The 23,591-nt window shown below is 50.0% G+C and carries 19 protein-coding genes and 1 other RNA gene; 3 read left to right on the top strand and 17 right to left on the bottom strand.

Annotated elements, in window-relative coordinates:
- Positions 1 to 6 precede the first annotated feature (6 nt).
- The 13 genes from murC to rnpB all read right to left on the bottom strand — a co-directional run bounded on the left by murC (position 7) and on the right by rnpB (position 16,996).
- Positions 7 to 1,392, bottom strand: coding sequence for a UDP-N-acetylmuramate--L-alanine ligase (murC, locus tag KDM87_RS03340; RefSeq protein ID WP_212677728.1), 1,386 nt, complete (start codon positions 1,390 to 1,392; stop codon positions 7 to 9).
- Entirely contained in the window at positions 1,389 to 2,471 is a 1,083-nt protein-coding gene (gene murG / locus KDM87_RS03335) for an undecaprenyldiphospho-muramoylpentapeptide beta-N-acetylglucosaminyltransferase (protein ID WP_212677727.1), read from the bottom strand. The genes murC and murG overlap by 4 nt, the downstream gene beginning before the upstream one ends.
- Positions 2,468 to 3,601, bottom strand: coding sequence for a putative lipid II flippase FtsW (gene ftsW, locus KDM87_RS03330; protein WP_230407587.1), 1,134 nt, complete (start codon positions 3,599 to 3,601; stop codon positions 2,468 to 2,470). Before ftsW ends, murG begins: the two co-directional genes overlap by 4 nt.
- 83 nt (positions 3,602 to 3,684) lie before the next feature.
- A complete protein-coding gene (gene murD, locus KDM87_RS03325; protein ID WP_212677725.1) occupies positions 3,685 to 5,187 on the bottom strand; it encodes a UDP-N-acetylmuramoyl-L-alanine--D-glutamate ligase in 1,503 nt (500 codons plus the stop codon).
- Between the two features lie 38 nt (positions 5,188 to 5,225).
- Entirely contained in the window at positions 5,226 to 6,395 is a 1,170-nt protein-coding gene (mraY, locus tag KDM87_RS03320; protein ID WP_212677724.1) for a phospho-N-acetylmuramoyl-pentapeptide-transferase, read from the bottom strand.
- Position 6,396: 1 nt separating this feature from the next.
- Positions 6,397 to 7,794 (bottom strand): UDP-N-acetylmuramoyl-tripeptide--D-alanyl-D-alanine ligase, encoded by a 1,398-nt coding sequence (locus tag KDM87_RS03315; RefSeq protein ID WP_212677723.1) that lies wholly within the window; start codon positions 7,792 to 7,794, stop codon positions 6,397 to 6,399.
- Positions 7,794 to 9,329 carry a UDP-N-acetylmuramoyl-L-alanyl-D-glutamate--2,6-diaminopimelate ligase gene (locus KDM87_RS03310; protein WP_212677722.1) on the bottom strand — a complete coding sequence of 512 codons (1,536 nt, stop codon included), beginning with the start codon at positions 9,327 to 9,329 and terminating at the stop codon, positions 7,794 to 7,796. The genes KDM87_RS03315 and KDM87_RS03310 overlap by 1 nt, the downstream gene beginning before the upstream one ends.
- Entirely contained in the window at positions 9,329 to 11,092 is a 1,764-nt protein-coding gene (locus tag KDM87_RS03305; protein WP_212677721.1) for a peptidoglycan D,D-transpeptidase FtsI family protein, read from the bottom strand. The genes KDM87_RS03310 and KDM87_RS03305 overlap by 1 nt, the downstream gene beginning before the upstream one ends.
- Entirely contained in the window at positions 11,089 to 11,364 is a 276-nt protein-coding gene (gene ftsL, locus KDM87_RS03300; RefSeq protein WP_186884773.1) for a cell division protein FtsL, read from the bottom strand. The genes KDM87_RS03305 and ftsL overlap by 4 nt, the downstream gene beginning before the upstream one ends.
- A complete protein-coding gene (rsmH, locus tag KDM87_RS03295) occupies positions 11,361 to 12,320 on the bottom strand; it encodes a 16S rRNA (cytosine(1402)-N(4))-methyltransferase RsmH (protein WP_212677720.1) in 960 nt (319 codons plus the stop codon). Before rsmH ends, ftsL begins: the two co-directional genes overlap by 4 nt.
- A 9-nt stretch (positions 12,321 to 12,329) precedes the next feature.
- The gene (gene mraZ / locus KDM87_RS03290) at positions 12,330 to 12,758 is read right to left on the bottom strand and encodes a division/cell wall cluster transcriptional repressor MraZ (RefSeq protein ID WP_186896379.1); all 429 of its coding nucleotides are present in this window, start codon (positions 12,756 to 12,758) and stop codon (positions 12,330 to 12,332) included.
- Positions 12,759 to 13,188: 430 nt separating this feature from the next.
- Positions 13,189 to 16,383, bottom strand: coding sequence for an EAL domain-containing protein (locus tag KDM87_RS03285; protein WP_212677719.1), 3,195 nt, complete (start codon positions 16,381 to 16,383; stop codon positions 13,189 to 13,191).
- Positions 16,384 to 16,656: 273 nt separating this feature from the next.
- An RNA gene (gene rnpB, locus KDM87_RS03280) (RNase P RNA component class A) lies at positions 16,657 to 16,996 on the bottom strand.
- 123 nt (positions 16,997 to 17,119) lie between these two features.
- Between rnpB and KDM87_RS03275 the strand changes: the two genes are divergently transcribed.
- Both KDM87_RS03275 and KDM87_RS03270 read left to right on the top strand, forming a co-directional pair.
- A complete protein-coding gene (locus KDM87_RS03275) occupies positions 17,120 to 18,817 on the top strand; it encodes a thiamine pyrophosphate-binding protein (protein ID WP_230407555.1) in 1,698 nt (565 codons plus the stop codon).
- 81 nt (positions 18,818 to 18,898) lie between these two features.
- Entirely contained in the window at positions 18,899 to 20,092 is a 1,194-nt protein-coding gene (locus KDM87_RS03270) for an MFS transporter (RefSeq protein WP_212677717.1), read from the top strand.
- Positions 20,093 to 20,118: 26 nt separating this feature from the next.
- On the opposite strand, the gene KDM87_RS03265 is transcribed toward KDM87_RS03270, so the two are convergent.
- Complete coding sequence (locus KDM87_RS03265; protein WP_212677716.1) at positions 20,119 to 20,292, bottom strand: hypothetical protein; 174 nt, start codon at positions 20,290 to 20,292, stop codon at positions 20,119 to 20,121.
- A gap of 305 nt (positions 20,293 to 20,597) precedes the next feature.
- Between KDM87_RS03265 and KDM87_RS03260 the strand changes: the two genes are divergently transcribed.
- The gene (locus KDM87_RS03260; RefSeq protein ID WP_212677715.1) at positions 20,598 to 21,323 is read left to right on the top strand and encodes a DNA/RNA non-specific endonuclease; all 726 of its coding nucleotides are present in this window, start codon (positions 20,598 to 20,600) and stop codon (positions 21,321 to 21,323) included.
- Between the two features lie 760 nt (positions 21,324 to 22,083).
- On the opposite strand, the gene KDM87_RS03255 is transcribed toward KDM87_RS03260, so the two are convergent.
- The 3 genes from KDM87_RS03255 to KDM87_RS03245 are packed head-to-tail and all read right to left on the bottom strand — an operon-like array spanning position 22,084 to position 23,214.
- Positions 22,084 to 22,527, bottom strand: coding sequence for a hypothetical protein (locus KDM87_RS03255; protein WP_212677714.1), 444 nt, complete (start codon positions 22,525 to 22,527; stop codon positions 22,084 to 22,086).
- Between the two features lie 38 nt (positions 22,528 to 22,565).
- Positions 22,566 to 22,802 carry a hypothetical protein gene (locus KDM87_RS03250; RefSeq protein WP_212677713.1) on the bottom strand — a complete coding sequence of 79 codons (237 nt, stop codon included), beginning with the start codon at positions 22,800 to 22,802 and terminating at the stop codon, positions 22,566 to 22,568.
- Between the two features lie 40 nt (positions 22,803 to 22,842).
- Positions 22,843 to 23,214, bottom strand: a complete 372-nt coding sequence (locus KDM87_RS03245; RefSeq protein ID WP_212677712.1) for a hypothetical protein — start codon at positions 23,212 to 23,214, stop codon at positions 22,843 to 22,845.
- Between the last annotated feature and the right edge of the window lie 377 nt (positions 23,215 to 23,591).

The raw sequence follows: 23,591 nt of genomic DNA, 5'->3' as shown, positions 1-23,591 counted from the left end.
CTTCATTTATTTTGCCTGTGCCAGTTTTGCCGGCACTGCACTGATCGATCCCGCACCCATCACAATCAACACGTCACCATCTTTCAAGACGTGCAACAAGCTTTCCGGCATCTCTTGTATTTCCTCAACAAATACCGGCTCTATTTTTCCCATCACCCGCAAGGCGCGTGCCAGTGAGCGCCCGTCAGCGGCGAGTATCGGCGCTTCGCCTGCGGCATACACTTCCGCCAGCACGGCGGCGTCGGCAGTAGAAATGACTTTGACAAAATCTTCAAACAAATCGCGTGTCCGGGTATAGCGGTGCGGCTGAAATGCCAGAACTAAACGGCGCCCGGGATAAGCGCCGCGCGCGGCCGCCAGAGTTGCCGCCATTTCGACGGGATGATGACCGTAGTCATCAACCAGCGCGAAGCTGCCACCACCAGTCAGCGCGATCTCGCCATAACGGGTAAAGCGACGGCCCACACCATTAAACTCGCTCAACGCTTTTTGTGTCGCTTCATCAGCAACACCGACTTCACGCGCAATCGCAATCGCAGCGCAGGCGTTTTGCACGTTATGCATACCTGGCTGATTTAAACTCACGCGCATGTCCGCATAACCATCCTGCACCACCGTGAAATGCATCTTGCCATCAGCGGCAATCGCGTCAATCGCGCGGACATCTGCATCTTCCCGAAAACCGTAAGTGACGACCGGTTTAGAAATAAACGGCATAATTTCACGCACATTCGAATCATCCACACACAACACCGCAACACCATAAAATGGCAGACGCTGCGTGAATTCGATGAACGCCTGTTTCAACCGCGCAAAATCGTGTCCATAGGTTTCCATGTGATCTGCGTCGATATTCGTGATGACTTCGATCACGGGCAACAGATTCAGGAATGACGCATCGGACTCATCCGCCTCGGCAACAATGAAATCGCCACTACCTAATTTCGCATTGGCTCCGGCACTGTTGAGGCGTCCGCCAATCACAAACGTAGGATCAAAACCACCTTGCGCCAACACACTCGCCACCAGACTGGTCGTGGTTGTCTTGCCATGTGTGCCAGCAATCGCAATGCCGCTCTTCAGACGCATCAGCTCGGCCAGCATCAGCGCACGTGGCACGATAGGAATGTGCTTTGCTCTGGCAGCGATCACTTCCGGGTTATCTGCTTTCACTGCCGTTGATGTCACAACCGCATCTGCACCTTCAATATTTTCCGCCGCATGCCCGATCTTCACGTCAGCACCGAGGCTGGATAAACGCTGCGACGCAGAGTTACTACTCAGATCTGAACCTGAAATGGAGTATCCGAGATTGAGTAAGACCTCGGCGATACCGCTCATGCCTGAGCCGCCAATACCGACAAAGTGAATATGTTTAACTTTATGTTTCATGCTAATGCTTCCAGAATTTTTGCAATGTTTGCATTCGCTTCGCGTTGACCGAGCGCATACGCTTTCTCTGCCATTTGCAAACATTGGTGGCGATCAAGCGCCTGTAATTTTTCGGCCAACAGTGCCGGTGTCAGTGCTGACTGCGGCAGATAAACTGCAGCCTGTTGCTGCGCCATCCACGTGGCATTTTCTTTTTGATGCGACGTACTGGAAGCCATAAAGGGCACGAGTATGCTGGCAACACCTGCCGCTGTTAACTCCGATACAGTAATGGCACCCGCTCGACAAATCACCAAATCTGCCTCGGCATAACGCCGCGGCATGTCATCAATAAAATCGAGGATCTCGGCCTGCACGCCAGCTTGTGCGTAATTCGCGCGCAAAGCATCGATATTTTGTTTACCGGATTGATGAGTAACCATCGGGCGCTGCGCTTCGGGCATCAATGCCAGTGCTTGTGGCAGGCAATCATTCAACACTTTTGCACCAAGGCTGCCGCCTACAACCAGAATACGTAAAGCACCAGCGCGCTGCGCATAACGCGAAGCAGGTGCAGGCAAAGCCGTAATTTCCTGGCGCACAGGATTACCGGTCAAAGCAATTTTTTTATCGACGGATAAATGCTCAGATGGCAGACCAAATAAGAGTTTGCTGGCAAAAGGTTTCAACGCTTTATTCGACAACAATAATGCTGCATCTGCATTCATCAGTACCAGCGGCGTACCACGCAAGGCAGCGGCAACACCGCCTGGCACCGTCACATACCCGCCCATGCCGAGCACTACATCAGGACGACGCTGACTGAAAATACGTGCGCAATGAAAAAAACTGGCGATCAGTTTAAACGCCCCTGTCACACTGTGTTTCCAGCCTTTGCCGCGCAACCCGGTGAAGTCCAGACTATCCATAGGAATATGATGTTTAGGAACAATCTGGCACTCCATGCCAGTCATAGTTCCCAGCCAGCTTACTTCCCAGCCGCGTTGCTGCATCAATTCTGCAATGGCCAGACCTGGGAAAATATGGCCGCCAGTACCCGCCGCCATAATCATGAGTTTTTTCGGAAAGGCTGAAGTCATAAGCGGCCTCCACGCATCAACACTCGATTTTCGTAATCAACCCGCAGCAAAATAGCCAGCCCCACACAATTAATTAACACACCAGAACCACCATAGCTCATCAACGGCAAAGTGAGACCTTTGGTTGGCAACAAGCCGAGATTCACACCCATGTTGATAAATGCCTGCACACCAATCCAGATGCCGATGCCCTTCGCGGTCAGACCAGCGAAAGTCTGATCCAGCGCAATCGCTTGCCGGCCAATTTCAAATGCACGTTTGATGATCCAATAAAACAGTAAAACGACGACAGTCACGCCGGCGAAACCCAGCTCTTCACCTATCACGGCCAACAAAAAATCGGTATGCGCCTCGGGCAGATAATGTAATTTTTCAACGCTGGCACCCAAGCCGACGCCAAACAACTCGCCACGCCCGAATGCAATCAGCGAATGCGTCAGTTGATACGCTTTGCCAAGCGCGTGGTCATCGTCAAACGGACTCAAATAGGCAAAGATACGTTCGCGCCGCCACGGCGACAACAGAATAACCATTGAGAATATGCCAACCAGGGTCGCGGCAATACCACCGAACCAGATGCCATTGATCCCGCCCAGGAAAAGTATGCCCATTGCAATACAAACGATCACACCGAAGGCACCAAGATCGGGCTCCAGCAGTAACAACAATCCGACCACGCCCACAGCTGCCAGCATAGGAACGAAGCCTTTGGTCAGCTTGTGCATATATTCTTGTTTGCGCACCGTATAGTCAGCTGCATACAGCACCATGAATAACTTCATGAATTCGGATGGCTGCAAATTGAATACCTTGAATGAAAGCCAGCGTTTCGCCCCATTCACGCCCTTTCCAAGTCCAGGAATCAGAACCGCGACCAGCAAAATCAGCGTGAAAACGAACAAATACGGCGCCAGCTTTTGCCAGGTCAATACCGGCATACGAAATACGAGTGCAGCTGCGATCACCGAAACCATTACAAACATCGCCTGCCGCACCAGAAAATGCGAATTCTTATAGCTCGCATATTTAGGCGAATCAGGCAGAGAAATGGATGCCGAATACACCATGACCATACCGAACAACATCAGGATCATGGTGACCCATACCAATGGCTGGTCGTAGTTCATCATTTTCGAGCGGTTCACCAGTTGCGTCTCCGGACCCGGAGCCGAAAATGGCAGCCATCGCTGTATTGGCAGGAGCAATTGCTTCATCAGCAAATCTCCCCACGTGACAATGCTACTTCACGCACTGCATCAGCAAAGACCTCGGACCGGTGTGCATAATTGCGGAACATGTCCAAACTCGCGCAGGCAGGTGACAGCAAAACGATATCCCCCTCTTTCGCGGCATCAGCCGCCGCCTGTACCGCAAGCTCCAGAGTCTCAAATTCCTGAGTTTCTACCCGGGTGGCAGAAGTCGCCTGACGAATCTCGTCCTTCGCTTTACCAATCAGCAGCACACTCTTCGCATATCGTCCGACCACATCTGCCAATGGCGAAAAGTCTTGTCCTTTCCCCTCGCCACCAGCAATCAGAATGATGCGTTTATCGAATCCGTCAATCTGCTGTCCCAAGCCTTTTAAGGCGGCGACAGTTGCGCCGACATTCGTTCCCTTACTGTCATCAATGTAATCAACACCGCCAACGGTATTGATGAGTTCGACCCGATGCGGCTCGCCCTTATACTCACGTAAGCCGTGTAGTAAAGGCGCAAATGAAAGACCGATGCCACGACACAATGCCAGCGCGGCAAGCGCGTTCGCGGCATTATGCTGGCCGCGAATTTGCAGTGCATCCGTTGGCATCAGACGCGTGATCATGCCCGGAATTTCTTCGGCTTCTTTTTTCTTGCGGCGACCAGTGACGACAGGAACGTCTTCCGCCGCAACAGATACCGCCAGCCAGCCCATGCCATGCTCATTCAACAGGCCAAGGTCACCAATATGCTCAGGCGCATCAACACCAAAACTGATTACCGCTGCCTGCGGCTTCAACATAGACATCACCAGAGCATCGTCACGGTTCAGGACTTGTATCGTGGTCTCACCAAAAATCCGCGCTTTGTCGGCGCAATAAGCTTGCATGCTGCCATGCCAGTCAAGATGATCCTGAGTGATATTGAGCACGGTAGCAACATCCGCATTCAGACTGAATGTGGTGTGCAACTGAAAACTGGATAATTCTAGTACCCATACTTGTGGCAGTGCATCCTGCTCTATCACTTCGTACAACACATCAAGAACTGCCGGACTGATATTGCCAGCCACTCGGGTTGTTAAACCAGCGCGTTCGCAGAGTAAGCCAACCAGACTCGTCACGGTCGTTTTGCCATTCGTGCCGGTGATCGCAATCACTTTCGGCTGATACGCACGCTCTTCTTTAAGGCTCAACAAAGCTTGTGCGAACAACTCGATTTCGCCCCACAGCGGAATATTCTGCGTAGCCGCAGCGGGAATAATGTCACGCAGTTCGCGTGCGGGAGCAAGACCTGGGCTGACGGCGACAAAATCAATATCGTTCAGCAAATCTGTCGAAAACTCACCGGCAACGAATTCAATCTGATCACTCAACGCTCGCAATGCCGTTAAACGTTCGGGAGCAGAACGGGTATCCGCAACACGCAGGCGAGCCCCTGCACGCAACAACCAGCGTGCCATTGCGAGACCGGATTCTCCCAGCCCCAGGACTAATACGTGTTTTTCAGAAAAATTCATAAACCCTTACTTCTGCCAGAAAATAACAAAACCAGACTTCAACGTAACTTCAGTGAAGATAAGCCAACCAGTACCAGCAACATCGTGATGATCCAGAAACGCACGACCACCTGCGTTTCCTTCCAACCTTTTTTCTCAAAATGATGATGCAGAGGTGCCATCAAAAATAAACGGCGGCCTTCACCAAATCGTTTTTTAGTAAATTTAAAGTAAGACACCTGCAAAATAATCGACAGTGTTTCTGCGACAAAAATGCCGCCCATAATGAACAAAACGATTTCCTGTCTGACGATCACCGCCAGCGTGCCAAGTGCGCCACCCAGAGCCAATGCACCGACATCGCCCATAAACACCTGTGCCGGATGCGCGTTAAACCACAAGAATGCCAGACCAGCACCGGTCATCGCACCACAGAAAATCAGCAGTTCGCCAGCGCCCGGAATATGCGGAATCAATAAATATTTCGAGTAACCGATATGCCCGGACAAATAGGCAAACAAACCCAACGCGGTACCAACCATAATCACCGGCATGATGGCCAGACCATCGAGTCCATCGGTGAAATTCACTGCGTTACTGGTACCAACAATCACGCAGTACGTGAGTGCGATAAAGCCCCAGACGCCGAGTGGATAGCTGATTGATTTAAAAAATGGCACAATCAAATCTGCCTTCGGTGGTAAATCCATACTGAACCCCGATTGCACCCACGCAAACAGCAATTCAAGAATCTTAGAATTACTTGGTGCAGATACTGAGAACGCGAGATAAAACGCAGCAGCGATACCGATCAGTGATTGCCAGAAATATTTTTCACGCGAACGCATGCCTTCCGGGTCTTTGTAGACAACCTTGCGATAGTCATCCACCCAACCGACCGCACCGTAACCCAACGTTACGATCAGCACGACCCAGATAAAACGATTACTCAGGTCTGCCCACAACAGCGTCGACACCGCAATCGAAATCAAAATTAATACACCGCCCATCGTTGGCGTGCCGGACTTCACCAGATGCGTTTCCATCCCATACGAGCGCACGGCCTGACCGACTTTCAGGCGAGTCAGCATACGGATCACCGCAGGCCCGGCAAAAATGCCGATCGCCAACGCGGTCATGGTCGCAAATACTGCGCGGAACGTAATAAAACCGAAGACGCGTAGCAGTCCCAGATCCTGTTTAAAAATTTCTGCCAACCAGAGCAACATGCTAATGAGTTCCTGTTATTTTTTGTTGTGTTGAAGTGCCGTCATCCGCCACCAACAAATGGCTGACAACGCGTTCCATTTTCATGAAACGTGAACCCTTGACCAGTACTGTTTTTTCCTGATGAATACTGCTGTCTAAGGCTCTGAATAAATCCTGGATATCGGTGAAATAGTGTGCGCTGGCATATGCAGTTGCCGTATGGGCGACCAGATCCCCAAGTAAATACAGCTCGGTAACACCCTGAGCTTTGGCATATTCGCCGATCTCTTTGTGAAACTGAGCGCCGTTTTCGCCGACTTCCCCCATATCACCCAGTACCAGAACAGTAGCGCCGCCGATCTGCGTCAGCACATCGATTGCAGCGCGAACTGAATCCGGATTGGCATTGTAGGTATCGTCAATCACCATCGCGCCACAACTGGCTTGCTTACGCTGCAAACGTCCATTCACCGGACTGAAATTTTCCAGACCGGCGACGATTAATTCATCAGAGATTCCGATCGCATGGCAGCATGCGGCAGCAGCGAGCGCATTCAATACGTTATGCTGTCCGGCTGCCTGCAAACGAAGCTCGGACGACCGGCCCGCAATATGCATGTTGACTTCGCTACCGAACGGGGTGGCGATAAAACTGGCATTTACTTCGGCCTCATTGTTGAATCCAAAACGAATGACTTTACGTTGACCGCGTTCTGCCGCATAGCGCTGCCACAAAGAACAATATTCATCTTCTGCCGGAATAACGGCGACGCCATCATCGGGTAGCGCTTTTATCGCAGCACCGTTTTCTTCGGCAACCGCTTGCACCGTCTGCATGAATTCCTGATGTTCACGCTGTGCGTTATTGACCAATACGACAGTCGGCTGCGCGACTGAAGCCAGCAAGGCAATTTCACCCGGATGATTCATACCCATCTCTATCACTGCAGCCCGATGTGATGTGTTGAGTCCCAGGATAGTCAGCGGTACGCCGATTTCATTATTCAGATTGCCACTGGTTGCCAGACGATGTTCCGCGCCAAATGCAGCAGCCAGAATCGATGAAATCATTTCTTTAACGGTAGTTTTACCGTTACTACCTGTCACACCAATTACCGGCAACATAAACTGTTGTCGCCAGTATCGGCCGATCTCAGCTAATGCCAGTTTAGTGTCCGGCACAATCAACGCAGGTAAAGCGAAATGCTCCGGCACACGCTCGGCCACGACAGCAACGGCACCTGAACCGGCAACCTGCGCAAGGAAATCATGCGCATCAAAATGATCGCCACGCAAGGCAACAAACAAATCTCCTGCCGTAATTTTGCGGCTGTCGGTGGTTAATCCGGTGACCGTTGCGTCCGCAGTCATGATCGCGGATGTCAACACTGGCTGTAATTGTTGAAGAGTCAGTTGCATCAGTTCCCCCTCTTCATGTTGCCGCTGGTCGCGACAGTTGCCAGCGCAAGCGCAGCATGTTCTTCATCTGAAAATGGCCATTTTTTACCATTGATATCCTGATAGGTCTCGTGGCCTTTGCCTGCCAGCAGCACCACGTCCTGATCACCGGCATGTTTGATTGCGTACAAAATTGCGTTTGCCCGGTCTTCGATGATGTGGGGAGTTTTGCTCATCCCTGCCACAATCTGCCCGATGATATGAGTAGGATCTTCGCTGCGTGGATTGTCGCTGGTGACGATCACCTGGTCGGCCTGCTCTGATATCCGCCCCATCTGTGGGCGCTTGCCCGGGTCGCGATCACCGCCACAACCAAAGACACACCATAGTTTTCCACCGCGCTCGTCTGCGACGAGACGCAAAGCTTCAAGAGTTTTTTCCAGGGCGTCCGGTGTGTGGGCGTAATCAATCACGACCATCACATGTCCGGCGCTACCGGCTAATTGCATGCGACCTGGCACTGGCGGCAATTTCTCTATCAGCGCCAGCGCTTTAGGCAAAGTAATGTCTTTACTCAACAACACAGCGAGGACGCCAAGAATGTTGCTGACATTAAACCGGCCTATCAATTGTGTTTTCACCAGACCGGAGCCAAACGGTGATTCAAGATGAAAGCTGGTTCCGGCATGCGTTGTTTTCAAATTACTGGCGCTCAGTAAAGCAGCGCCGTCGCAACTTGATTTTTCTAAGCAGTAAGCCATCAGACGCACATCTGGCCGTGTCTGCTGCAAATGCGTTAACAGATGAACCCCGAACTCATCATCAAGATTGATAACAGCCGTTGTTAATCCATCCCAATCAAACAAGCGTTGTTTGGCAGTTGCATAGGCATCCATATCACCGTGATAATCAAGGTGATCGCGTGTCAAATTAGTGAATAAAGCGACGTCAATATGCAAGCCATTCAGCCGCCCCTGATCGAGACCAATCGACGATGCTTCTATCGCCAGTGCCTCTGCACCGTTTTTCTGCATCACAGACAATTCGCGTTGCAAACTGATCGCATCCGGCGTCGTAAAGCCAGTTTCCGATAACTGCCCTAATACACCCTGGTGATAAATGCCGGTACCCAGTGTGCCGATCACCGCAGTGTCACACTTTTCCATTGACAAAGCTTTTGCCAGCCACTGACTGCAGGATGTCTTACCGTTGGTACCGGTCACAGCGATGCTGAACATAGTCCGGTCTGGATTGCCATACCACTCATTGGCGATCAACCCAAGTTGCTGCGATAAATCCGGCACGGCAAAGTGCGGAACAGAAATCTGCTCATCCCACACAAAAGTGTCGTTATCAGCCGATTCATAGACAATCGCAACGGCACCACGGGCTACTGCGTCAGGAATATATCGACGACCATCGCCATGATGCGTGCGGGCAGCAAAAAATACATCGCCAGTCAGGATTTTTGCCGAATTTGAGCACAACTGTGCCTCAGGTGCGACTTGCCGCAGCCAGTTAACGATTTCGTTGATGGATATTTTTTTATTGGTCATTACATGCTCTCCTGCACGCTATTGTCAGGAATGATGCTGGTGACAGATGAATCCGGTGGCACGTTCATTGAGCGTAATACGTTCGCGGTAATTGCAGCAAATACCGGGGCAGCGACGATACCGCCAAAATGACCGCCAGCGCTTGGTTCATCAATCATCACAGCAACGATGACGCGTGGATTCGATACCGGAGCAAAGCCAATAAAGTCGCCGACATATTTATTCACGTAGCGACCACCTTCTATCTTATGTGCAGTACCGGTTTTCCCAGCAACGCGATAGCCGGGTACACGCGCCTGCGTTGCGGTACCACCTGGCTGCGTTACCGATTCCATCATGATGCGCAATTGCTGCGCTGTTTTGTCTGAAATGACCCGCTGCGCTGCCGGAGCTTCGGCAGTTTTTTGAAATGTGATCGGGATCATGTCGCCGTTGCGCGCAAAAATCGTGTATGCACGCGCCATTTGCAGCAAGGACACCGACAGACCATGGCCGTAACTCATCGTCGCCTGCTCGATGGGTCGCCAATTTTTATAATTACGCAAACGACCGGCAACTGCGCCGGGGAAACCAATTTTCGGCTGCTGACCAAAACCCAAGGTGGTGAACAACTCCCACATTTCCTTAGGTGGCATTTGTAACGCCATTTTGGCGACGCCGATATTCGAGGATTTCTGGATAATCTGCGCCACGGTCAACGCAGATTCTTTGTGGGCATCATGAATCACAGCCGGGCCTATCGTCATGTATCCCGGAGCGGTCTGAAATACTGTATCCGGCGTAACCCGTCCTGTCTCAAGCGCCAACGCAACGGTGAACGGCTTCATGGTCGAACCCGGCTCAAACGTATCGGTAATAACACGATTACGTAACTGCGCACCTGTCAATACCGAGCGGTCATTCGGGTTATAGCTAGGTAAATTCACCAGCGCCAAAACCTCTCCAGTGTGCACGTCAAGTACAACCGCGCCGCCAGCTTTTGCCTTGTGTTTTTCTACTGCATCTTTTAAATGGGTGTAAGCGATATACTGAATCTTGCTATCCAGCGACAAGGTCAGTTCTTTGCCATCATGCGGTTCACGAATAGCACGGATATCTTCTACGATACGACCAAGACGATCTTTAATGACGCGACGGCTACCCGTTTTACCTGCCAGATTTTTTTCCGAGGCAAGCTCGATTCCTTCCTGCCCGATATCTTCCACATTCGTGAAGCCGACGACGTGCGCCATGACCTCACCTTCCGGGTAAAAACGTTTGTATTCTTTGCGGGTTTCGACGCCAGGAATAGCAAGCGCCTGAATTTTGTCGGATATCTGCGGTTCTACCTGCCGCTTCAGATACACAAACTGGCGATCAGAATCGAGTTTCTTACGTAACTCAGCCTCACTCATATCGAGTAAGGCTGCGAGTTGTCGGATTTTATCTTTGGGCGCTTCCAGAACATCGTCGGGGATCGCCCATATCGCCTTTACCGGTACCGACGATGCCAGCACCTGGCCATTCCGATCTGTGATTTTTCCGCGGGTTGCCGGTAACTCTAATGTGCGGGCATATCGATTGGCCCCCTGCTTCTGCAAAAAGTCAGTTGTCATTCCCTGCAGCCACAAAGCTCGGGCGATCAGCGCAACAAAAGCGCCGAATAATAAAAACAAGACCAGACGGGAACGCCAGATAGGCAATTTCACTTCCAACACCGGATTGGAAGAAAATGAAACGCCGCGTGAAGCAGCTGTGCGCGACATGTTCCCAGCACGGCTCATTTCAGCTCCGCCGCTTTCAGATATTGGGTACGCGCCGGCGTAACCGGCACCATGTTCAGTTCCTTGCTCGCGGTTTCCTCAATGCGCGAGTGTTTACCAAAAGTGGATTGATCCAGTTTCAATTGCGTCCATTGCAATTCATATTGTTTGCTGAGACTTTGCTCACGCTCCAACTCAATAAACAAACGTCGCGCCTGATACTGAGAATTAATCAGAGACAAAGCGCAGGCGATCAATGCGATTGCCAGAAAAATGTTCACACGCGTGATCATTTCACCACCTCTGGCAAACGTTCAGCAATACGCAAGATCGCCGAGCGCGCACGAGGATTGGCGACCACCTCGGCTTCGGAAGGCTTAATCCGGTTCAACAAACGCATTTGCGCTTGCGGCAAATCGACGTGACGGATAGGCAAGCGCCGGTCTGGCTGCTCAAGTTTTACTTTAGAAGCAAAAAATTGCTTCACTATCCGGTCTTCAAGAGAATGAAAACTGATCACAGACATCCGCCCGAAAGGAGAGAGCGCAGCAAAAGCTGCATCAAGCCCTATCTCGAGATCTTCAAGCTCCTTATTGACGAAAATCCGTATAGCCTGAAAGGTGCGAGTTGCCGGGTCCTTGCCCTTCTCGCGAGTTTTGACGGCGTGCGCGACAAGTTCGGCGAGCTGTCGGGTTCCAGTAATGGACTCCGTTTGCCTGCGAGCAACAATCGCCTTTGCAATCTGAAAAGCAAACCGTTCTTCCCCATAATTTTTTATCACCTCCCTGATTTTTTCTTCTTCTTCCACTGCCAGCCATTCAGCTGCAGACATGTCACGACTGGTATCCATCCGCATATCCAGCGGACCATCTGAGCGGAAACTAAAACCACGGCTCGCGTCATCCACTTGCGGCGATGAAATACCCAGATCCATCAAAATACCGTCCACTTGACTGACGCCGAGTTCTTCCAGCGCAGCGGTCATTGCCGCAAAACTGTCATGCACAATATGAAAACGGGGGTCGCTGATTTCAGCGGCACTGGCAATCGCCTGCGCATCTTTATCAAAAGCAATCAGACGCCCTTGTGGGCCAAGCTGTTGCAGGATCAGGCGACTATGACCACCTCGCCCGAACGTGCCGTCAATGTAGATACCATTTGCCCGTTCACCGGATATGCCGAGCGCATCCACTGCCTCATTCAAGAGCACAGTTGTATGGGTATATTCTGTCGCCTGCTGTATCGTCATTGCCCGCGATCAGAAAGTAAAATTGTTTAATACGTCAGGAGCGCCAGCCGCTTTCGCGTTGGCTTCATTTTCGGCAAGCTTGCCGGCATCCCATATTTCAAAATGGCTACCCATGCCCAGCATCATGATGTCGCGCTGAATACCAACAGCATTACGCAACTCTGGTGCCAGCAAAATACGGCCAGCACTGTCCATATCGACGTCAAATGCATTTCCCAGAAAAATACGCTTCCAGTCACGCGCCTGAATCGGCCAGGCGGCGATTTGCTCACGATGAGATTCCCAGGTCGGGCGCGGAAACAGCAACAGGCACCCATCCGGATGGCGGGTCAGGGTGATGTGACCTTCGTATTGTTCGCTCAGGGCATCGCGATAGCGGGCAGGAATTGACATTCTGCCTTTCGCATCGAGATTGAGTGCGGATGGACCCTGGAACACGCTTTTACCTTTTACCTGGACTTGGATGGATATGACTCAGTTTGCGAAGATAAATGAAAATTGGGCATTTATCCCACAAAATTACACTTTCTCACACTGTTTCCCACTTTAGAGGATGCTATCAACATGGTCAAGTGAAATTACTCAGAAAAACAGCACTTTCTTTAATAAAGTCAATGACTTAGCGCAACTAACGAGAAAGTCAATTTATTCAAATAACTGAATAAAATTAATGAGTTACAGAAGATAGTGAAAGTGGCTTGTAAGACGCAGAGGAATAAAGCGCTTAAAATCCAGCATCAATGGAAGTCTTAAGGTAATTTTGAGGATGTTGCGGCCGTGTATGCCGACGTTCGCCAGCATTTCCAGCGGCGGAGATGAAATGGGAGACACAGCAAGTAAAGATCGCCTCTTGAATGAGGCAATAGCTTTAATTCACTTGCTGCTGTAGCAGTTGAAGAAATTCTTTTGCAGGCACTGCTTTACTAAAATAAAAGCCCTGATATTCATCGCACTTAAAATCAGTCAGAATTGCCAGTTGCGTCTGCGCGTCAACGCCTTCGGCAATGACTTTCAGCCCCAAGGTGTGCGCCATCGCGACAATCGCCAATACGATCGCGGTGTCATTCGGGTCATCCGGGATATCTTTAATAAATGAGCGATCCACTTTCACACTATCAACAGGAAATCGTTTCAGGTAAGCCAGGGAAGAATAACCGGTACCAAAATCATCAATGGAAAGGCTGAAACCGGCCGACCTGAAGCCATCCATCAACACTATCGCCTGCTCTCGGTTATGCATCACCATGCTTTCCGTGATCTCAAATTCAATCGCATCGGCAGGCACTCGCCAGAAATCGACGATGCCCTTAATTTCGTCTAAAAGCTGAGGATCATTAAATTGCGAGCCTGATAAATTAATCGCAATCCGCCCAAAATCACTGTCAATCTGGCGGAAGCTCAGCACGTCGCGGCAGGCAATATCAAGCACGAGCATGCCGAGCCGGCTGATTAAGCCAGTCTCTTCCGCCAATCCAATAAAATCTCCGGGATAAAGAATTCCACGCTCAGGATGGTCCCAGCGAACCAAGGCTTCTGCTCCGACGATCTTTCCGGTCTGCAGTGAAACCTTAGGCTGATAATACACAACAAATTCCAGTCGCTCTAAAGCCTTACGCAAACGCGCCTCAAACGCCAACTGCTCGATCGTATGCGTATTCATCTCAGACGCATAAAACTGGTAATTGTCCTTGCCCTTATTTTTGGCCCGGTACATCGCGATATCCGCATTTTTCAGCAGAGTTTGCGCATCGTGTCCATCTGCAGGGAAAGTGGCAATACCAATGCTGGCACTGAGTTGGCATTCCTGACCATGAATTTCAAACGGTTGCGATGCTTCGAATAACAGTTTGTCAGCGACGTCCCCCAAATCACGCGGATCACTGAATTGATCAATCAGTAAAATGAACTCGTCACCGCCAACTCTGGCAATAATGTCCGATTCCCTTAAGACCTGTCGGAAGCGCTGAGAGATACTGCGCAAGACACGATCACCTTCATCATGGCCAAAGGTGTCGTTAATATTTTTAAATCGGTCCAGATCGAGAAAGAGCACCGCAAGCTGACAGCTGTTTCGTTCTGCCAGAGCCAAAGCTTTGGCGAGATGCTGATGATATAAAAACCGGTTAGGTAAACCAGTAAGTTCATCATAATGCGCGAGTTGCAGTATTTTTTTCTCGGAGCGACGGCCTTCAATCGCGATCGTAGCGATCTCGATCATGATGCCAATTAAACTCATATCGTCATCGCTTAATTCTTGCGATTCCGACAGCAATACCGTGAAGCTACCTAATATATGGCCATGTTTATCCATCAACGGCCATGCACTACCCGCATTTATTTTACCCAGCGCCTCCAGATCATTGACGAACTGCATCGATGGCGCTTGCTGAAAATTACTAAGCTGCACCGGGCAAGCAACTAATACCGCTTCGCTCCAGATGCCACTGCCGTGCGCAACCGGCATGTCGACAATCTGTTTCGATAATATGTCAGGAAAACTGCGCCCGACACTTTGAATAAAAGTTCTCTGATCATCGGCCAGCAACTGAATTCCCACACACCAGAATGGCCGTAATTTTTCGACAAAATCACAGACTGAACTCAAAATAAACAGCGGATCTTCATTCGCACCGATCAGTTGCAACAGATGATTCTGAGCCTCCAGCAATTGCTCTGAATATTTCTGGGCGCTAATGTCTCTCTCGGTACAAAACAACAGACTCTCGCCATTTAACTCAACCCGGCTGAGAGTAACTTCGTTGTACAGAGTATTTCCCTCTCTTACCATGATCGATTCAAAACGCTGAGGAACACCATCAAATGCGCGTTCGATGAATTGATCGAGCAAGGTATCGCCGTCAGTTTGCGGCGTGCCCGGTATCGCTTGCAATATTGATGAAAACTCGCCCGCTTTGCGCCCGATGATATCAGCAACACCGCTGACGCCAAACAACCTGACGGCAGCAGGATTACAATCAACATAATGATGATCCTGATTGATCAGAAAAATCGCATCTTCAGCACCGCTAAACAGCAACCGATATCGCTCCTCACTTGCCTCTATCCTGAGACGGGAGTGATTTAACTGCCGCACCTGCCGTAATAAGAGCCAGATCAGAATAAGGATAAGAATAAGCGTCGCTGACGTGTACAGTATTTTATGCCTGCCCCTGTTCTTCCAGTCTGACAAAATATTCTCGACATTGCGTGCATATAACAGCGTCAGTGGAAATCCTGCGACTTTCCGATAGGTGTATAAAAACTCGCCACTGCCATCCTGCAACGCACCGCCATAAAGTGATCCCTCTCTGGAGCCATCGACGATCGCCGACAATAAAGCTGGCTGCTTAAGGCTACGATTAAAAATATAATTATCAGCTGGTGCCCCGGTCAGCACGATTCCGTTCAAATCATGAAGTGAAACCGATGCCACGCTGCCGCGTGCAACCAGTTCATAAAATTCTTGTAGATAGTTGAGGCGCATTTGCACTTCAAGAATGCCAGCACGCTCACCATTCAGCCCCATCACGTTTTTCGCAACCGGCAATATCCATTGATCAGAGCCTGTCAACTTGATTGCGGCTCCCACTCTTAATTGCGTATCGTTGGGATTATTGATGAGCGATGTCACATGCAGCTGCGGCGATAACGATGATGTTGGCAAAAGCTGCTGAGACGAACTATCGACAGAATCAGACGCAAGATTCTGCCCCTGTGCATCGAACAGCGACACCGCATTCAATAGCTGAGAATGGTGGCGTTGGTTCGCTAAAATCTGTTCAAACGTATTTTTTTGGGTATCTTTTTCAGGTGAGTAAATCGCGATCTGTTCACTGATCGCATCCATCAACTGAACAACTTCACTTAAAGCGCGATTGGCATGCTCTTCGAGAATACGGACGGTGAAGTAACTATCCTGCTGGGCGTCAGACAAGGTCAGATTTTTATCCTCAGCTATCGACCACCAGCTCTGCGCAACAATGACGGCAAGAATCAGACAAGTGCAAAAGGCAAATATCTTCAGGGGAATAATCCGTTCTTTATTTTTGCCTCGGTTTTCCATGAGTCTGGAATAATTTATCGTTAATAGGTATTCAGAACAGGCGTTTGCAATGATCAGACAGGATATTAGTCAACAAGCTGCTGGCTATAAACCGGATTGTATTGCCGCAAGTGAGTGTAACACCAGTTTTTTTGAATTAGTCCGATTTACAACAAACAGAAGCGCAATCGCGTAATGCTGCGAAAAATGAAATGTTGCTGTGTCTGAAGTTGTGTCAGAGATGATTCTGACAGATAGCGGTCGTCTGTGTCTGGCAACGACCGTCATAAAAAGAAGTAAAGCAGGCCGGTAGGCCGGATTCTGTTACGGTCTTTCATATTGCTATGACCGACTATGACAATCATTCCTCTAGGCGACGGATTGCTCCGCCGCTCAAGCTTTCTACCCGCACGCTCCGCGAGCCACCTCAACGCGTGCCTATTTGAAATTGCTCCGGGTGGAGGTTACCGCGTTTCACCGTAACTTAATACGCTCGTCTCTGTGGCCCTATTCCTCGTCTTATACCTTGCGGCTTTCAACGTACGGCCGTTAGCCGTCACCCTGCTCTATGGAGTCCGGACCTTCCTCCCGTCACCATATTGCTATGGCGACCAGCGATTGTCTGGCCTGCTTCGGGCGCTATTCTACTCTACTCACCCACAATTCGTTCGCAATTCGTCGTGACGCATCAATAGCGCTGCAAATTCGGCAAGCTTTCTGTTAGCGTATGGGTTTTCCTTTTTTAGCTATTACTGTCATGTTGAAATCTCGCTCGGGTGGTCAGTTAATTGTCGATGCTTTGCAAATCCACGGTGTCGATACTATTTTTGGTGTTCCCGGTGAGAGTTACCTGCCAGTGCTGGATGCGCTGCATGACAGCCCGATACGCTTCATCATCAACCGCCAGGAAGGCGGTGCGGCATTTATGGCCGATGCCTATGGCAAGATGACCGGCAAGCCCGGTATCTGTTTTGTGACGCGCGGGCCCGGTGCCACCAATGCCTCGATAGGTGTACACACGGCATATCAGGATTCGACACCGATGATCTTATTCATCGGCCAGGTCGGCAATGATTTTGTGGAGCGCGAAGCGTTTCAGGAAATCGATTACCGTCGCATGTTTGGTCCTATGGCGAAATGGGTGGCGCAGATAGACCGCGCCGACCGCGTGCCTGAATACATCGCGCGTGCATTTCAGGTCGCCACCAGTGGCCGTCCTGGCCCAGTAGTGCTGGCACTGCCAGAAGACATGCTGGCCCAGACCGTGGAAGTGGCGGACACACTGCATTACACGCCGGTACAGGCTTACCCTTCGCCAGCACAACTGAGGCAGCTGCGCAGCATGCTGGAGGCGGCTGCGCGCCCTGTGCTGATCCTGGGTGGCAGCGGCTGGGATCAGACTGCCTGTACTCAGCTGCGTGAATTCGCGGAACTGAATCATTTGCCGGTCGCCTGCGCTTTCCGCTTTCAAGATTTAATCGACAATGCACGCCCTAACTACATCGGTGATGTCGGCATCGGCATTAACCCTCAACTGGCAAAACGCATACAGCAAGCCGATCTGGTGATTGCGATCGGCCCGCGTCTGGGTGAAATGACGACCGGCGGTTACACGCTGCTCGAAGCGCCGCTGCCAAAACAAACGCTGGTACATGTACACAGCGATGCGTTGGAGCTGGGACGCGTGTATCAAGCACCGCTGCTGATCAACAGCGGCATGAAGGAATTCGCACACGCGCTGTCACAGTTAGGTCAACTGAAAAATACGGCACGCTGGCAGCACAGCGTAGCTGAAGCCAAAGCAGAACTGCACGCCTGGCAGCAGGAACCCGCCATTTTTGCCAAAGAAAATGCGCCGCTCAATCTATGGCGAGTGGTGCAGGACATCATGCGTCTGGCACCGGCTGACAGCATCATCACCAATGGCGCAGGTAATTACGCGACCTGGGCTCATCGCTACTTCCGCTATGCCGGACTGCGCACCCAGCTTGCACCGACTTCAGGCGCGATGGGTTACAGCGTGCCGTCCGGTATCGCGGCCAAACTCATCGCACCGGAACGCACCGTGATCACCTTTGCGGGAGACGGAGAATACATGATGAACGGGCAGGAGTTGACCACCGCCGTGCAGTACCGAGCTGGCGTCATCATTATCGTATTCAATAACGGCATGTACGGCACTATACGCATGCATCAGGAACGTGAATTTCCGGGGCGTGTCTCAGGCACTGAATTGCACAATCCTGACTTTGCCGCACTGGCCCGCGCTTATGGGGCGAGTGGTGAAATCGTGTTGACGACAGCTGAATTCGGCCCTGCGCTGGAACGCGCAATTGTGCATACGGCCACGCATCAGTTACCCGCCGTGATCGAACTGCGCTACGACGGCAATCTGATCACCCCCGGTGCCACGCTAGAAACATTGCGACAAACTGCACGTAATACGGGAAAATAATCAGCACTGGCCAGATCAGTTTCAGATAAATTAAATTCCTACGTTTATCGCCAATGCGCAGATGACTTTCGCTTAACACAGATGACACGTCCAAAAATTCCCAGAAGTATCTGGATACTCGGTTTCGTCAGCATGCTGATGGATATTTCTTCAGAAATGATACACAGCCTGCTGCCGATGTTTATGGTCGGAACCTTGGGGATCAGTGTGTTTGTGGTGGGCGTGATTGACGGTATCGCCGAATCCACGACCTTGCTGGTGAAAGTATTTTCCGGCGCCCTCAGTGATCGCCTCGGAAAACGCAAAATGCTGGCGGTGCTTGGTTATGGGATCAGTGCTTTTTCAAAACCACTGTTTGCACTCTCTCAGGGAATGGGACTGTTACTAACTGCCCGCCTTCTCGACAGAGCCGGCAAAGGCATACGCGGAGCGCCGCGTGATGCACTCATTACGGATATTACGCCGGCAGAAATCCGTGGCCAGGCCTTTGGCTTAAGGCAGTCGCTCGATACGATAGGTGCCGTCGCCGGACCATTGCTGGCCACTGCGTTGATGCTGCTGTGGGCAAACGATTACCGCCATATTTTCTGGCTTGCAGTGATACCGGGTCTGGGTGCAATGTTGCTGTTGTTTATTGGTGTGGCAGAACCGGATACCCGGCCACAGGTCAGCCTTGGCAATCCACTCAGCAAGCACAACCTGAAACGAATGGGGCAAGAATACTGGTGGGTGGTTTCTCTCGGATGTTTGTTTACACTCGCCCGCTTCAGCGAAGCATTTCTGATCTTACGGGCACAACAATTATCCGTTCCTGTCGCGCTGGTGCCACTCGTGATGGTTGCGATGAACCTCATCTATGCAGCAACCGCGTACCCATTTGGTAAATGGTCAGACCGCATATCTCATCGCCACATGCTTGCCGGCGGATTAGTCATACTGATTGCGTCTGACCTGATACTCGGATACAGCCAGAGCTGGGGTGGCTTGTTAGCTGGCATCACGCTCTGGGGCATACACATGGGAATGACGCAAGGTCTGCTGGCAAGCATGGTCGCCTCCAGCGCACCATCAGATCTGCGCGGCACAGCATTCGGTTTTTTTAATCTGGTCAGTGGCATCGCATTATTGCTTGCCAGCGTGGTGGCAGGGCTTTTATGGGATCAGTTGGGTTCCACTTTTACTTTTTATACCGGCGCGGCATTTGCCACCGTCAGCCTGATTGGTTTGTTGGTACACGCAGCACGCAACGCGCCGTCACTGCCTGAAAAAAAATAAACGTCAACATCGGCACACACCGCCAATCAGTCGGTCTCGTCCCCACCAGACCGACCCGATAACACGCCATGCAGGCGTTGCTTGTACTTTCTCCGTTCTGCCCGCGCCGGTTGAGATGCGCCATGCACTCCGCCTTTACGTTGTTTCACTAATACCGCCAAAGGATTACGCGGCTTTGGCAATTTGATCCTGATCTTCATCGATGAATTTCCCTGAAAAATGATAGGCGCGTGTTGGTAGTATCCACCTCGCCAGCGCACACTCGCCATACGGATAGCGACACCTGATTAAATAGTGAGCAAATCAATGTTCGATAGTGCGACTCTACTGCACGGAAGCAAATAAATAAACACGACTGAGATTTGTTCCCGTTAAAATTCATGTCGGAAATGTGCTGCTGCACTTTCTTCTTCGCTTCACTCTCCCGCTTTGCTGATGGCCGCGTGGTTGTATGAGTTGCGGTTTTCAGTACCTGTTTTTCTTTTGATTTTCTCGCATAAAATTCATGTTCAAAAAGTTTATTTTCGCTTTAGCGTTAGCGCTATCGTCGTCTGCCAGTTTTGCTGCCCCTGTATTTTCAGAATGTCGTCAATTTTTTTCTAAAGGACAGATTCCCGTTATCCCGCATGAAACCGAACTCAATACACGGGCCTTGTGCTATTCATCATTCGCGATCCTTCATTCGGCCAAAAGCCACACCCCCATTTATGTCGCAGAAAAACTCAACCGGCAAACCATCATCGATGCGAAAGGAAACGAAAGAACCAATCGGTTTTTTGCCGATGCCCGTTTGCCGCGCGCTGAACGCGCAGAACTCAGCGATTACAAGAATTCCGGCTACGATCGTGGCCACATGGCGCCAGCTGGAAATATGGCAACACCGGAAGCAATGGCACAGAGTTTTTCACTCGCAAACATGGTTCCGCAAGCACCGGAAAACAATAGGAAGACCTGGGCATCGATAGAAAATGCGACACGTAAATATGCCATGCGTGCCCGTGGTGATATCTATGTCCTGACTGGACCGGTATTTGAAGCCAGACCGACAACGATAGGTGAGAACAAAGTCTGGGTACCCAAATATCTTTTCAAACTGGTCTACGACCCTTCAGAAAACAAGAGATGGGCTTACTGGGTCGAAAACATCGACGACACAAAAGCAGGAAAACCGATCACCTATGAAGAACTGGTCAAACGTACCGGCATACAGTTCTTTACTGAGAGAATGTAAGGAGCAAAATAAAAAACCTGTTCATCTCAATGAACAGGTTTTTCACCCGTAAATTGACACAAAATTTGAGGCTAATTGCCCTGAAAAAGAAGATGTCTCTCATTATTGCCAAGGAAGATGAGATTGTCTGAAGTAGCCACGTTTAATCATGAAGCACGCAGCTAATAAGCACTGAAATACTACATCTGCAGTTCCTGGCTCGTATTCCGGTCAAAACCAGTCACATACTCCAGTTCAAGGCAGGCCAAGACTTCCGATTCGGATTTGGCCATTGGTTCCAGTCAGATATCGCCCGCAAGGAATTATCAAGTAAATTCAGGATGACGACTTTTGATGATCGGCAGCTTTCGTCCCGTTGCGGACATTCCGAAGAGGCAAGGTTATAGAAGCCAGTGATGCGAATAATCAATATTTACGGAAATTACCCATACTGCTGGGCCGACCAAGTCTGTGACGTTTAATCTCCATTCCCTTGTTTTGTAAAACGAGATGCTGCCTGTGACAGCCCAATAAAAATTCATAAGCGCAAAGAGAATAAGGATTGGAAACGCGGTAAGGCCCCAAATAATAGGGTCGCCAGCACCGACGCCTGGGATGTTGGTTAGCTCATCTGGTGCCCAAAGTGGCATCGAGTAGCGTAGGTACGCAAGGGCTCCAATAACGTTCACGGCAAGCCGAATGGTGCTCTTAAGACTGACAAATTTGGAATAATTTGGCATCGATTTTTATGGCGAATGTCTACTAATGGCCGAATTTGGAATCAGCATTTGGCTTCATACACATCAATAAGCCTTTGCAGATGTGCCCGCTCTTCGTCCGAGATTGCATTTCCTTGGTCAACCAAAATGCCGTTGACGATATAGTATTCGGTATCGTCACGGACATGGCCACGTTTAATAATGCGTTTATAGCTCGAAGAATATCGACGCGCAATTTCCGAAATGGTGATGACGCCAGAAGCCTTGAGCGCCTCATCTAGGCTCACTTTCGACTCCAAATTCCAATGACTTGTTTCTTCTATAGTATCGTTGGCGGCTTGGCGCAGCCCAATAAGCGCCTTTGATTTTCCAAATTTCTGGACAATTTTCTCAATGGTTTTGGCGAGATGAATCTCAGCGTCAGGACCAACCTTCCAAACAATTGTTGAAAAGATCCCCACATAGGCTAGCAACTCTTTGTATTCATTCTCACGCTCAGGTGTCATCGTAATTCTCTCAATATGCGAAGGACCGCTTCTGGCCGCTAGGCACCTTTTTTGCGAGAAAAATTCTGCCAACAACTAATTAAAACTAATGCCAGAAATCCTAATGGGAATGCGGTCACCAAATGCTCAGGTAAGACAAACGGAAATACCTTGTCGAAAACTGTGTAGGCTAGTGAGAAGAACCAAGCCAACGACAAGACCCACTGCTTACGCCAAGCGAAGGCTGCGCTCGCAATAACAGTACCAACAAGAATCAAAATAGTAGCGATTTGCATTTTAAACCTCATAAAAATTTGAGCGTCCGCTTCTGGCCGACTAGTGCCTTTGTAAAGCTTCTAATGGCGGAAAGGAGCATTGATAGACCAGAACTACCTTTCGTCCTCGATTGAGGTCAAGGCACATTTCGCCATCAATCATATAAAGATATTTACCGTCTAGCCCTATGTGCAGTGGAGTTATTTCCAACCTAAAACCGGCGTCTAATTTCCGTACGGAATATTCAAAATCGTATTTTTCTTTATTGACGTTGTAATGACTTGACGCCCAGCTTTTCGCGACAATTAGAACATCTTTATCTGCGGTATTAAGTACGTATGACTTCTTTGGAATCCATTTACTTTCATAGCTAACAAAAGCAAATGACGATGAAGATGTTACAAACAATAAGAATGCCCAGATGAATTTCATGCGTTACTTCGCTAGTCAGGTTTGAAGGAGAGGCCAGATACATCATTATATAAAGTTAATGATATAACATCCAATTGAGAGCATGGTCGAATGACCGTTATTGGCCGATTTCAGTCTTCGCCACAAAGCGGACATTTGCGTCAACGCTCTTCTTTGGCGCGCCGATCAGCCAACTTACGATTAGGTCTGTATCACCGAATAATAATTTGTTACCCAGTGCGTATCAGTAGTTGCTTAATATAGATTCAAACTGAGTTCGTCGCCTCGTCCAATTCCGAGACTCGCTTTGCAAATTGAATTTGCTTGAATCACATAGGAATGGACGCGACGTCTGGCTGCATGTTGTAGCGCTCTCAAGGTGACGACGAAGACGACAA

Origin of the sequence: Cognatundibacterium rivi, assembly GCF_018139565.1 — a bacterium.
Taxonomy (GTDB): Bacteria; Pseudomonadota; Gammaproteobacteria; order Burkholderiales; family Burkholderiaceae_D; genus Undibacterium; species Undibacterium rivi.
The sequence above is the reverse complement of the archived record's forward strand: the minus strand, read 5'-3'. Positions and strand labels throughout refer to the sequence as shown.